The following is a 13,557-nucleotide window of genomic DNA, read 5'->3' on the forward strand; positions in this document are numbered from 1 at the left end:
AAATAGTGTATAAAATTTTGAAAAAATATTTTTTAACAAATTAACAGAATTAACAGATATAATATTGCCTGGGGGAAAATAAAATGCAACAAGCAGATATGGTAAATAAATTTATTAATGAAAAATGTATTTTTGGAGATGTTGTAGAAAAAATAAAAAACGGAACCAGTCCGGGAATCCAAGCTATTGATATTCAAAAACAACTGGGAATATTAAGGAATAATGCCAGTGGAATATTAAATAATTTGTGTAAAAAGGGCACACTGGTAAAAATAAACAGCCGTCCGGTCACTTTTTTACCATATAAAATTATTTCTCGGCTGTATGAACAATATAACATACCATTTAAAAATATTTATACATTACAGGAACTACAGGAAAAAGTAATTGATGAGCGGTTAAACAGCCAAGATCCATTTGCATGCCTTCTGGGATATGATAGTAGTTTGCTTTATCAGGTAAGACAGGCTAAAGCTGCAATTGTTTATCCTCCTAAAGGACTTCATACATTGCTGCTGGGAGACAGCGGTGTTGGTAAGACTACTTTTGCCCAGGCTATGCATGCATATGGAATGTTGGTAAATAATAAAAACGCGAATAATTATCCATTTGTGACGTTTAATTGTGCAGATTATTTTAATAATCCGCAATTATTATTGTCGCAATTATTTGGGCACAGCAAAAATGCATTTACAGGGGCTGATCATGATAAATCAGGTTTGGTTGAAAAGGCGGATGGTGGAGTGCTATTTCTTGATGAAATACATAGGCTGCCTCCGGATGGGCAAGAAATGCTTTTCTATTTAATGGATAAGGGGGAGTACAATCGTTTGGGTGACAGCCGGAAAAGGAAAAGCAGCATTTTGATTATTGCAGCCACAACGGAAAATTCGGCTACTGCACTTTTAAATACATTTATGCGGCGCATTCCGGTCAATATTATTTTGCCTAACTATAGAGATAAACCAATAGCAGAAAAAATAGAAATAATAGAATATTTTTTTAAATATGAAGCTATAAATTTGAAACATCCGGTAAAAATAGCTCCGGAAGTTTTAAAAGCGTTGGCTTTATATGAATTTAGTGTGGGAAATATAGGACAATTACGTTCGGAAATAAGATTATTATGTGCTACAGCTTTTTTAGAATATTTGCAGAATAACCAGACAATATATATAAATTATCAAATGTTGAATAAAGACATACGGACTGTTTTGTTTAATTATGCAAAAATGGATAAGGCTGTTACCTGCTATCTTGATATGTTTTCTGAAGACATCGAGATTTCACCGGAGGAAGATTCCAAAATTACTTTTGCTGAGGTGGAAAATAATATTTATGATGTTATAGTGGGAAAATTAAATAAACTAAAAGAACAGGGAACGACTATTGAAAATATAAATGATATGCTGAAGAATGAAATAGATACATATTTAGGCGGAGTGAATAAATATTTTTCTAATTCACGTTCTAATATAACAAACCTCTATAAATTGGTGTCTAAAGAGGTAGTTGATACTACGATCCAGTTTATAGAGTACGCCAGAAGAAAATTAAACGTAAATTTTAATAATTATTTTTTATTTGGATTGTCATTACATATTCAGGCGCTTCTTAAACGCAGTGGGCAAAAGTTAGCAGATGATGATAATAGGCATTTATTTAAGATAAAAGCAAAGCATCCCGACGAATTTGAAGCAGCTGGAGAAATGGTAAAATTGTTAACTGACAAATTTGGAATAATCGTGCCTGAAAGTGAAAAAGGGTTCTTGGCGCTACTTCTTTGCCACAGTAAAATAGAAGCAGATACCAGTAAAATTGGGGTTATCGTAGTCTGTCATGGAGAATCTACAGCGATGAGTATGGCTGATACCTGCAATGCATTACTCAACACTGATCTGATGAAGGCAATTGATATGCCTTTGTATCAAAGCGTTGATGAGACATATAGAAAATTGAAAGCAATGGTTTTGACTGTGAATAAGGGTAAAGGTGTAATCTTATTAGTAGACATGGGGTCGCTGCTTACCTTTGATAAAAGGTTGACAGCAGATACCGGAATAAAAGTAAAATTGATCGGAGCTGTATCAACGCCATTGGCCCTTGGTGTACTTCGTCATGTGCTTTATGATGTGGGCGATATAGATGATATATATATAAAAGAAAGTCAAAAAAAACAGCAGGAAAACGAACCGGTCAAACGAAAATCATTGGCTGTGCTGGCCGTATGTACCACAGGAAAAGGCAGCAGTGTAATAGTAAAAAATATGCTGGACGAATTATTGGATAAATATTATGCGAACTCAATAAAAGTTTTTACAGTGGATTATGTAAATGTCAGGAAAAATTATGAGTTATTAAGTAAAAAATATAATATGGTAGCTGCCGTCGGTAATATCGATCCTATGCTGCCAATTCCTTTTTTCCCGATAAATCAATTGGTTTCAGAACAGGTACAACAAGTATTTTTCCATTTGCTTGATGGCAGCATGGAAGGACCGGTATCTTTACCTAAAACAACGCAGATACCAACCATCTACGAAACGGCAAAGGAACTTTTAGAAAAATATGTAAAATTTGTTAATCCTCGTCATGCTATTTTCAAAATACGTGATTTTATTGATGTAATTAATTATTCTCCACATAATAAAAATCTTACGTTGGATTTAATAATTCATATTGGATGTGCATTGGACAGATGTGTGGGGAAAATAAATATTACTTTTGATGATCTTGATAAGTTTTACGTTATTAATAAGGAATTATTTGTGAATATCCACAAGGCATTAAGACCGATTGAAGAAGATTATAATATAAAAGTGAGTGACGCCGAAATAGCATATATAGTAAAAATAATTACTACGCATATGTAATAATATTTTTTACTGTGATTATATAAATTAAACATAAAGTAAAGCCTCTGTTTGCCGAATGTAGATCCGGTAAACAGAGGCTTTACTTTATGGTGTTTTTAATAAACAATATTTATATTTTGAGATTGATATTCCTGAAGAATATCGGAGGAGACTTTAGAATCGGTAATTATTGTGTCAATTTTATCTGTAGGACAAAAACTGGCTGTGGATACTACATCAAATTTGGAAGAATCAATAAGGGCAATTATTTTATGGGAATGTTTAATAACGACACGTTTAAGTTCCACTTCATACGGATTAAAGTCAGTAATTCCGGATTTTATTGTCATACCATATCCTGATACAAATGCGAGGTCTATGTTTAAATTATCAAAAATGCCGGCGCCGAGCGTTCCTTCAATATAGGCTGCATCTTTACCTACGATACCGCCTACGAATATGACTGTGATATATGGATTGGTCACTAAAGTGGACATTATATGCAGGCCGTGGGTTACCACAATCAGATTTTTTTGTAAAGCAGCAAGCTTTTGGGCGATAACCAATGCTGTAGTCCCTGAGTCCAAATAAATGGAACCTCTTTCGGTAATGTAGGAAAGGGCTTTTTTTGCTATGTAGTCCTTTTCTTCTATACACTTTTTTTCTCTGGATACGAAACTGTAACTGTCATTATTGTCAATTGAAAAAATATGATTGGCATCAGGAACTCTTAACTGGGTATCTGCTAAAGTTGCGCCGCCATGAGCCCTTACTATAAGATTTTTTGCCTCTAGTTCTTTCATATCATTTCTTGCCGTTGTAGCAGATACGTTGAATTTATCACATATTTGCTGTGTTGTTATTTTACCATGTCCTTTTATATGCTCTAGTATGATATTCTGTCGCTCTATAGCAAACATAGCACAAAACCTCCCTAGATTAAGATTCGTCAAAGATAAAGTTAAGTACTCTACAATGATATTAATATTATATAGTATGTGGGAAAATTTGACAATTATTTTGTGTGTTTAACAACAAAATAAAAAAATAAATAAAAGAATGCGAGTGTAAAAGAAGAAGAAATAGGCAAAACATAAAAATAAGTAAAAAAATAAGTAAAAAAATCCTTGAAATAAAAAAAAAATTTGCTATAATAAAAAATAAATAAAAGATAACATATATAAACAAAGTTAAACGATAATAAAACATAAATGCTTTCGACAAATTTGTAATATTATAGCAAATAAAGTAAGTTTACTTTGTTTAATTACTGCTAATTTTTAGGGAGGTTCTAAATGGATAATTCAGATTTAAAAAAGGTTGCGAATGAATTGCGCAAAAATATAATAACAGCGACATTCAATGCAAAATCAGGACATCCAGGCGGTTCATTATCGGCAGCAGATATATTGTCATATCTGTATTTTGAGGAAATGAATGTAGACAGTAAAGCTCCGCATGATGAAAACCGCGATAGATTTGTGTTATCAAAAGGGCATGCAGCCCCGGCATTGTATTCGGTTCTGGCGTTAAAAGGATATATTCCGGCGAAAGATCTGAAGACATTGCGCCACATTGATTCATACCTGCAGGGACATCCGGACATGAAACATACGCCGGGTGTTGATATGTCAACGGGGTCATTGGGACAGGGGATCTCGGCTGCGGTAGGAATGGCACTATCGGCCAAGGTACAAAATAAAAGCTTCCGGGTTTATGCGATGCTGGGAGATGGAGAGCTGCAGGAAGGGCAGGTCTGGGAAGCGTCGATGTTTGCGGGAAGCCATGGACTTGATAACCTGACAGTTGTGGTGGATAACAATAACCTGCAGATAGACGGCACGGTAAGGGAAATATGCTCACCCTATCCGATAGGGGAAAAATTCAGGGCCTTCAATTTTCACGTTATAAATATAGATGCACATGATTTTGACCAGATAAGGGCAGCATTTAAAGAAGCGAAAAGCAGCAAAGGAAAGCCGACAGCGATCATAGCCAAAAGCATTAAGGGAAAAGGCGTATCCTTTATGGAAAATGCAGTAGGCTGGCATGGTAAAGCACCGAATGAAGAACAATATAAACAAGCTATGCAGGAACTGGAAAAAAATGGGGAGGTGTCAGCATGACAACGGTAAAAACGGCGACACGGGAAAGCTATGGCAATGCGCTGGTGGAATTGTATAAGAAACATGATGACATCATAGTAATGGATGCGGATCTGGCAGCGGCGACGAAAACCGGTATTTTTAAGAAGGCATATCCCGAACGGCATATTGACTGCGGGATTGCCGAAGCCAATATGATGGGTATGGCGGCAGGAATATCGACTACGGGACTGGTTCCTTTTGTCAGCACTTTTGCAATGTTTGCAGCCGGCCGGGCTTTTGAACAAGTGAGAAACTCCATTGGTTACCCGCACCTTAATGTAAAAATTGGCGCGACCCATGCCGGAATATCGGTAGGTGAAGATGGGGCGACACATCAGTGCAATGAAGATATTGCCTTAATGCGCACCATACCGGGCATGGTGATTATTAATCCGTCTGATGATATAGAAGCCAGGGCAGCTGTGACAGCGGCATATGATCATGACGGGCCGGTATATATGCGGTTTGGCAGGCTGGCAATTCCGGTGATAAATGATAGGGCAGATTATAAATTTGAGCTGGGAAAAGGTGTTACTTTGCGCGAAGGGACCGATGCGACGATCATTGCCACGGGGCTTTGCACAGGGGCATCCCTGGAAGCTGCTGAAAAGATGGCGCAGCGGGGACTGGATGTCGGAGTTATAAACATCCATACTATTAAACCTATCGATAAGGAAATAATTGTAAAGGCCGCCGAAAAGACAAAAAAAATCATAACGGTCGAGGAACATTCAGTGATCGGCGGACTGGGCGGAGCGGTATGCGAAGTATTGTCGGAAAATTGTCCGAGCACCGTTCTGCGGATCGGTGTAAATGACTGTTTCGGACATTCGGGTCCGGCAACAGCGTTATTGCATGAATTCGGGCTTGATGCCGAAGGTATTGATAATAAAGTGAGCAGTTTTTTAAAGTGAATTAATGTTTATTTTATAATTATAGGGGGAAAATATAATGAAAATAGCTATTGGCTGTGATGAAGCAGCATATAATTTAAAAATGATTTTGAAACAGCATCTGGAATCAAAAGGATATGAAGTAGATGATTTTGGTGCTGAAAAGGGTGAAACAGTACTTTATCCGGATGTTGCCTATAAAGTGGCTGATGCTGTTGCTGCAGGTAAATATAAAAAAGCTGTTCTGGTTTGCGGAACTGGACTTGGTATGTGCATCTGTGCTAACAAAGTACCTGGTGTTCGTGCTGCTGTATGTCATGATCAGTACTCTGCTCAACGCAGCAGATTGAGTAATAATGCTCAGATAATCTGTATGGGTGAACGTGTTATCGGGACAGAATTAGCAAAAGCTTTATTGGACACATGGCTTGACTGCGAATTTTCGGAACAGTCAAGATCTCAGCCTAAGGTACTCCGTATAAATGAATTGGAACAAGAACATATAAAGGCAGCCAAATAAGAATAGTAAGCTTAGGAGCGGTTTGCTGATAAAAGTAAGTTCAGGGTAAAAATGTATTAGATAAAAATTATTTTACTTTTGGAGTGATGTTTGATGGCAAAAGTAACTACTACAGAAATGTTTAAAAAAGCATATCAGGGTGGTTATGCAATTGGGGCTTTTAATGTGAATAATATGGAAATTATTCAGGGAATTACGGAAGCTGCCAAAGAGGAAAATGCACCATTGATACTCCAGGTATCTGCTGGAGCACGTAAGTATGCCAAGCATGTATATTTAACGAAACTGGTTGAAGCAGCGATTGAGGATACTGATCTGCCAATCGCTCTGCATTTGGATCATGGGGCAGATTTTGAAATATGCAAAGCATGTATTGACGGTGGATTTACATCTGTAATGATTGACGGTTCCAAGCATACTTTTAAAGACAACGTGGAGCTTACTAAACGCGTTGTTGACTATGCACATAAGAAGGGCGTTGTGGTAGAAGGTGAATTGGGAAGACTGGCCGGTATTGAAGATGATGTAAATGTAGCGGCGAATGATTCATCGTATACACAGCCGGAAGAAGTAGAAGAATTTGTCAAATCTACTGGTGTGGATTCATTAGCAATTGCCATTGGTACAAGTCATGGGGCATTTAAATTTACACCGGAACAATGTACCAAAAATGAAGACGGTGTCTTAGTACCGCCGCCGCTTCGTTTTGATATTCTCAAAAAGGTCGAAAAGCGATTGCCAAATTTTCCGATAGTATTGCATGGGGCATCGTCAGTTATTCCTAAATATGTTAAAATTATTAATGATAACGGAGGAAATCTTGCTGATGCTGTTGGTATTCCGGAAGATCAGTTAAGAAAAGCAGCAAAATCAGCCGTGTGCAAGATCAATATTGATTCCGATTTACGATTGGCATTGACAGCAGGAATTCGTGAGCATATGACAGCTCATCCGGATCACTTCGATCCTCGTCAGTACTTGTCACCGGCAAGAGATTATATCAAGGAACTTGTTAAGCATAAGATAACTGATGTTCTTGGCTGTGCGGGTAAGGCCTGATCATTTTCCAAACAGAATGTTTATCATATGATAATGCTGGCCTTTAAATCAGAGAAGGGAGTGTAAAATGCGACTTTGTAGTGCCGTGGTTTTACACTCCTTTTATATTGATTTAAGTGATGAAAGTCTTTATTATTATAATAAAGATATGATGAAGGGAAGGATATATATGTCGGATGATAAGGTAATAATGAATCTGCAAAATGGCAGTGATGTTCGTGGCGTGGCATTAGAAGGTGTTGCCGGTGAAAATGTCACATTGACAAGGGAATATACAAATCGTATTACAGGGGCATTTGTTAAGTGGTTAGCTGATAAAACAGGGAAAAAAGAAACCGAACTGAAAATCGCGGTTGGGCATGATTCAAGGTTGTCGGCAGATTTTTTACAAGAACAAGTCATAAAGGCTGTTTTAGGATTAGGAGCTGCGGCATACGATTGTGGTTTAGCAACAACACCGGCTATGTTTATGTCGTTGGTGTACAATGAGACTAAGTTTGATGGTTCAATCATGATAACAGCAAGTCATTTACCTTTTAACCGTAATGGTTTGAAATTTTTTACAATTGATGGCGGCATGGAAAAAAGTGATTTGACTGAAGTATTAAAAATTGCAGGGCAAATAAGGGCATTGGAAGCAGATCTTCAAAAAGTTATAAGTTGTAATTTGATAGATATTTATGCTCAGGACCTTTGCCAAAAAATCCGCAAGGGGATAGATTCGACCGATTTTTATCATCCTTTGCATGGATTGCATATTGTTGTGGATGCGGGCAATGGGGCCGGAGGTTTTTTTGTGGAAAAAGTTTTAGGGCAGCTTGGTGCTGATACGTCGGGAAGTCAGTTCCTTGAACCGGACGGACATTTTCCCAATCATATTCCCAATCCGGAAAACAAGCAGGCAATGGAAGCTTTGCAAGGAGCTGTAATAAGGAATAAAGCTGATTTGGGGCTTATTTTTGATACAGATGTTGACAGAATGTCGGCAGTCCTTTCTGATGGACGGGAAATCAGTCGTGATTCGCTTATTGCGATGATGGCTGCCATTTTGGCACCGACTTATCCACATTCAACAATTATTACCGATTCTGTGACATCAGATAAGCTTACTGATTTCTTACAGAATGTATTACATTTAAAACATCATCGTTATATGCGCGGTTATAAAAATGTAATTAATGAATGTAAGCGGCTTAATGCCAAGGGAGAAACATCGCCATTGGCAATTGAAACAAGTGGACATGGTGCACTTAAGGAAAATTACTATCTGGATGATGGAGCTTATTTGGCAGTTAAACTATTGATTGCTGCAGCACTTGCCAAAAGAGAAAATAAATCATTGGAAAGCCTTATAGAAAAATTACAGCCGATTTTTGAAGAAGCTGAATATCGTATGGCGATAAAATGTGAGGATTTCAAAGCTTATGGGAAAAATGTTCTTAAAACTTTTGAAGAACGCGCCAGAGAAAAAGGTTATACTGTAGTAACCCCTTCTTATGAAGGTGCCCGTTTATCATTTAAAGGTAATGCAAATGGCTGGGCTTTGTTGCGACAGTCGCTGCATGATCCCAAAATGCCTTTGAATGTGGAAGGCAATGGTGCAGGTGACTGCAAAAAAATAACGGATATGGTAAAAGAGCTTTTACAGGGATTTGATAAATTGGATACAAATGTTTTGAACAGATAATGGTATAATTTGACCATAAAAAACACTCAGGTAAAAGAGGTGTATTAGTTTACCTGAGTGTTTTCTTTTTTATATAAGCTTATAGGTTATAATTAAGTGGATGATTGAAAAAAATTATTCTGCTTAATTGATTATAATGTTAGTGATGGTTGCAATTACTGGCATAGTAGTATAGAAAGAGCCGGTATTATTCGATAAAAAAGTATAAGCATTTCAATAGTGTATTATAAATATTGAGTAGAATTTGATACAATAATTTATAAATAATTATTGTAAATGATAATTAAAATTGCGTTGACAATATGCGGCGATGTATAATGGTAAATAGTATCAATAATATATAATGATTATGGTGAAACGATAGTGGCTATTGAAATAAAAAATGTTACCTATACCTATATGAAGAAAACTCCATATGAAAAAATTGCTTTAAAAGATGTGTCATTTACAATACCGGAAAAAAATTTTATTGCTGTGGCTGGACATACCGGTTCAGGAAAATCGACGCTCATGCAGCATTTAAATGGTTTGATTGCACCATCATACGGGCAGATCATTGTAGATGGAATAGATGTAAATAGCAAGGGATCCGCCAAACTGAAAGCGAGGCGAAGCGTTGGCATGGTATTTCAATATCCGGAACAGCAATTATTTGAAGAAACAATTTTTGCCGATATTGCTTTTGGTCCAAAGAACTTTGGCTTATCAGAAACACAGATTGCTGAGCGGGTAAAGAAAGCCATGGCCTTCGTGGATCTTGATTATAAGCAATACAAGGATTTATCCCCATTTTCTTTAAGCGGTGGGCAAATGCGTCGGGTGGCTATTGCTGGTATTATCGCTCTTGAACCTAAATATCTGGTTCTGGATGAACCAACGGCTGGTCTTGATCCGCAGGCAAAACGTAGTTTATTGAGAAATATAAAAAAATTATATAATGAAGGCAAAACTACAATTATAATGGTCTCACACAATATGGATGATATTTTAGAATTAGCTGGGCGTGTGATCGTTTTAAATGATGGACAGATATTGGCTGATGGGAACCCTAAGGATGTTTTTAGGCAAGTAAATTTATTGCATAAAGCCGGATTGGAACCGCCACAGCTGATTCAGCTGCTTGAGCGGATAAAGACAGAGGTTTTCGATATCTCTGTCGATAAATTTAACGTTGATGATGCAGCTGATGCGATTTATGCCGAATGGCGCAGGAGGCAAAAGCATGCTCGATGATATAATGATTGGACAGTTTTTCCCGGCTGATTCGCTGCTGCATCGCATTGATGCCAGAGTTAAGATAATAGTATTGTTTATATTTATTATGGCAGTATTTTTATGCGATACACGAGCTGATTATATAGTACTTATTTTATTGAATATTATACTCATGTATATATCAAAAATACCAATCAGTATGTATCTAAAATCACTTAAGCCGATGCTTTGGATTATTTTGTTCACTTTTATTATTCATCTGTTTGGCGATGCGGGTGAGCCGATAGTTAAGTTATGGCTGTTTTCAGCTACATGGAATGGTTTATTTGAGGGGACTTTTATAACTATACGATTGTTTGTATTAATACTAATGGCTTCTATATTGACGTTTACGACATCACCTTTGGTATTGACAGATGCTTTGGAAAGTTTATTGAATCCGTTTAAAATTATCGGGGTACCGGCTCACGAATTGGCGATGATGATGACTATAGCTCTACGTTTTATTCCTACTTTGATAGGGGAAACCGATAAAATAATAAAAGCACAAAAGTCGCGCGGAGCTGATTTCTCATCTGGGAATATTGTCAAACGCATGAGTTTCGTGATGCCGATATTGATACCACTTTTTGTCGGAGCCTTTCGCCGGGCCGATGAGCTGGCGCTAGCTATGGAAGCACGCTGTTACAGAGGTGGTCAGGGACGTACCAGAATGAAAGAGATGAAGCTGGAACGATTGGATTTTTTTGTGTCAGTATTGGTAGTTATTGTAGTAATTGTATTGATCATTTTTAAGATAAAAGGTATATGATGAAATCAGAACATAAAGAAATGATGAAACGGCGACGGCGCAATATCAGATTGACCATAGCCTATGATGGTACTAATTATCATGGCTTTCAACGACAAAATAGATGTGTAGCGGTACAAAATATACTAGAGGAAGTATTACCGGCAATTTTTGGTGATTCTATAGAACTGGCTGCTGCTGGCAGAACTGACGCTGGTGTACATGCTAAAGGCCAAGTGGTAAATTTTTTTTCTGATGGGATTATTCCTGTGGAAAATATACCACGGGCGGCAAACAGGTTATTGCCGAATGATATAGTTGTCACTGAGGCACAAGAGGTCGGACGAGATTTTAGTGCATTGCATAGTGCAAAAAGTAAAACTTATATTTATAAATTGCATCATAGTAAAATACCGGATCCGTTTTTGCGGCGGTATAGCTGGCATTATGAGTATGCACTGCAATTGGCACCAATGCGGGAGGCTCTTGGTTATATTGTTGGTGAACATGATTTTTCTGCTTTTAGGGCTGCCGGAGGGGCACCTGGAATGAGTCCGGTACGGACGTTGTATGAAGCGGATTGCCATCAGGAAAAAGACATGTATATATTTCATTTTTGGGGTAACGGTTTTTTGTACCATATGGTTAGAAATATCGTCGGTACGGTGGTAAAAGTGGGAAATGGAAAGTTATCACCATTGCAGTTTAGAGAAATATTGCGGGGACGCGACAGAAATAAAGCGGGTAAAACAGCACCAGCTAAGGGACTGGTACTCTGGCAGGTAAACTATTGAATGTAGATGGGATAAAAATAAAAAAGAGACTGTCGCACGTAACTATTTTTATGAGATCAATGTTGTTCATGCGACAGGCTCTTTTTGTTTTTATAAGTTTTTCTGAGAATATTCACTGAGCATTTTTAGATGGGATTCTTCTTCTCGCTTAATGCGGGAAAAAACATCGGCCTTTTCATTTTTAAATATGGTTTGAATTTCATTGATATATAGTAAAGTGTCTTTTTCTAATGAAATAGAAAATTTTAAAGCTTCTTTTAAAGTAGGTTGTTTTAAATTGTCAAAAGCAAAATTTTGTCTGATTAATACATTTAAATAGGATTTATAATTGTCATCAAGTGTTTCGTCTATAGACAGGCCGTTTTTATATTCATTTGATAAATTGGCGTAGATTTTTTCATGTTTTTTTTCTTCATCGGCCAAAAAATGAAAGAAACTGCTGATTTTTGCATCAGCTGATTCCACGGCCATTTTTGTGTAGAAGTCATGGCCTGTTTTTTCCAAACGTACCATACTGTTCAGTAAATCACTGACTTGAAATATTTCACTCATAAGATCATCCCTTTCTTATTTGACAGATAGATGCTTGTCCAGCGGTTTGACGTGGATATTGCTGCGATATTCGGTTTCTGCCCAGTTGATATTTTCGGCGATCATGGCTTCAGGGTTAAGGTTAACACCATCGAGCATAAAATCTTTGAAACGTTGGTAGCCGGCCCTGTCAATCAGGTGACCGCCGTGGATATAAATTGGCTTGCCACCCAGTACCCATTCAGAAAATTTGGGCCAATTTTTCATTATTGATAATACGCTTTCTTCGGTTAACCAGTTGGCAAACATTTTGCCCATACGTGGATATTGTTTACCAGTCCTGCCACCGAGAATTATTTTGTAAAAATCTTTGGCTGGCCGCCGCCATGCACCAGTTGGGCAGGCTGTAACACATTCACCGCAGCCAACACAGCAGCAGGGGTCTTTTTCTACTTTGTTTTTATCATTGAGAGAAAGTACACGGGTAGCAGCACTTTCACATTTTCGAACGCAGGCACCGCAGCCAATACATCTATCTATTGTATAGATAGGTTTTGTGCAGCCAATTATACCAAAATCCTGGAAGTGACCTTTGCCGCAATCGTTTGGGCAGCCGGAGACGGAAATTTTTATGTGATAGGGATTTGGGTAAATGAGTTTTTCTAATTTTTGTGCTAATCTTTGGGTGTAGACATTGCCTTTTATGCAATGAATACCACCGATGCAGGCCATTATATTGCGTGGGGCAATATAAGGATAACCATCTTTGGTTTGCATTTTTACGTCGCACATATCACATTCCACAGCCTGTAGATACGGCTGGATGTATTCATTGACAGCAGGAATATCCTTGGCTTTTATTCTGGGAGCATTTAATGTCTGCCGCATACCAAGATGGAACGTACCATCCCCCCATGTTTGGCAGACGTGTTTTATTACATCCAGCCATTTCGCATCTATTAAGGCACCTGGTACACGCAGCTGCAGCATGAATTCACCTGGAACCTTTGATTGACGAAAGCAATTGTTTCTAAGTTTTTTAATATTGCAATCTTCTACCACAATT

General features: G+C 37.6%; 12 protein-coding genes. 9 read left to right on the top strand and 3 right to left on the bottom strand.

Annotated features, from left to right (window positions below; genetic code table 11):
* Nucleotides 1-83: 83 nt before the first annotated feature.
* Nucleotides 84-2,873: a sigma 54-interacting transcriptional regulator gene (locus F8M42_RS01835; protein ID WP_182187717.1), complete on the top strand. Its 2,790-nt coding sequence runs from the start codon at nt 84-86 to the stop codon at nt 2,871-2,873.
* Nucleotides 2,874-2,971: 98 nt separating this feature from the next.
* Here F8M42_RS01835 and F8M42_RS01840 read toward each other — a convergent pair whose 3' ends face one another.
* Entirely contained in the window at nt 2,972-3,775 is an 804-nt protein-coding gene (locus F8M42_RS01840) for a DeoR/GlpR family DNA-binding transcription regulator (protein WP_182187718.1), read from the bottom strand.
* 375 nt (nt 3,776-4,150) lie between these two features.
* On the opposite strand from F8M42_RS01840, the gene F8M42_RS01845 reads away from it, so the two are divergent.
* The 8 genes from F8M42_RS01845 (at nt 4,151) to truA (ending at nt 11,960) form a co-directional block, all read left to right on the top strand.
* Entirely contained in the window at nt 4,151-4,981 is an 831-nt protein-coding gene (locus F8M42_RS01845) for a transketolase (protein WP_182187567.1), read from the top strand.
* Nucleotides 4,978-5,916 (top strand): transketolase family protein, encoded by a 939-nt coding sequence (locus F8M42_RS01850; RefSeq protein ID WP_182187568.1) that lies wholly within the window; start codon nt 4,978-4,980, stop codon nt 5,914-5,916. The genes F8M42_RS01845 and F8M42_RS01850 overlap by 4 nt, the downstream gene beginning before the upstream one ends.
* 37 nt (nt 5,917-5,953) lie before the next feature.
* Nucleotides 5,954-6,415, top strand: a complete 462-nt coding sequence (gene rpiB / locus F8M42_RS01855) for a ribose 5-phosphate isomerase B (protein ID WP_182187719.1) — start codon at nt 5,954-5,956, stop codon at nt 6,413-6,415.
* A gap of 93 nt (nt 6,416-6,508) precedes the next feature.
* Nucleotides 6,509-7,474 carry a class II fructose-1,6-bisphosphate aldolase gene (gene fba, locus F8M42_RS01860; RefSeq protein ID WP_182187720.1) on the top strand — a complete coding sequence of 322 codons (966 nt, stop codon included), beginning with the start codon at nt 6,509-6,511 and terminating at the stop codon, nt 7,472-7,474.
* A 169-nt stretch (nt 7,475-7,643) separates the two neighbouring features.
* On the top strand, nt 7,644-9,161 hold the full coding sequence (locus tag F8M42_RS01865) for a phosphohexomutase domain-containing protein (RefSeq protein WP_182187721.1): 1,518 nt from the start codon (nt 7,644-7,646) through the stop codon (nt 9,159-9,161).
* A 363-nt stretch (nt 9,162-9,524) separates the two neighbouring features.
* A complete protein-coding gene (locus F8M42_RS01870) occupies nt 9,525-10,394 on the top strand; it encodes an energy-coupling factor transporter ATPase (protein WP_182187722.1) in 870 nt (289 codons plus the stop codon).
* Nucleotides 10,384-11,187, top strand: a complete 804-nt coding sequence (locus F8M42_RS01875; protein ID WP_182187723.1) for an energy-coupling factor transporter transmembrane component T family protein — start codon at nt 10,384-10,386, stop codon at nt 11,185-11,187. The genes F8M42_RS01870 and F8M42_RS01875 overlap by 11 nt, the downstream gene beginning before the upstream one ends.
* A complete protein-coding gene (gene truA, locus F8M42_RS01880) occupies nt 11,187-11,960 on the top strand; it encodes a tRNA pseudouridine(38-40) synthase TruA (RefSeq protein WP_182188588.1) in 774 nt (257 codons plus the stop codon). Before F8M42_RS01875 ends, truA begins: the two co-directional genes overlap by 1 nt.
* 90 nt (nt 11,961-12,050) lie before the next feature.
* Here the strand turns inward: truA and F8M42_RS01885 are convergent, their stop codons facing one another.
* Together F8M42_RS01885 and asrC are read right to left on the bottom strand one after the other, a co-directional pair.
* Complete coding sequence (locus tag F8M42_RS01885; protein WP_182187724.1) at nt 12,051-12,512, bottom strand: ferritin-like domain-containing protein; 462 nt, start codon at nt 12,510-12,512, stop codon at nt 12,051-12,053.
* A 15-nt stretch (nt 12,513-12,527) separates the two neighbouring features.
* Nucleotides 12,528-13,553, bottom strand: a complete 1,026-nt coding sequence (gene asrC, locus F8M42_RS01890) for a sulfite reductase subunit C (RefSeq protein ID WP_182187725.1) — start codon at nt 13,551-13,553, stop codon at nt 12,528-12,530.
* Nucleotides 13,554-13,557 lie beyond the last annotated feature (4 nt).

It is taken from the genome of Pectinatus frisingensis, assembly GCF_014076555.1.
GTDB lineage: Bacteria > Bacillota > Negativicutes > Selenomonadales > Selenomonadaceae > Pectinatus > Pectinatus frisingensis.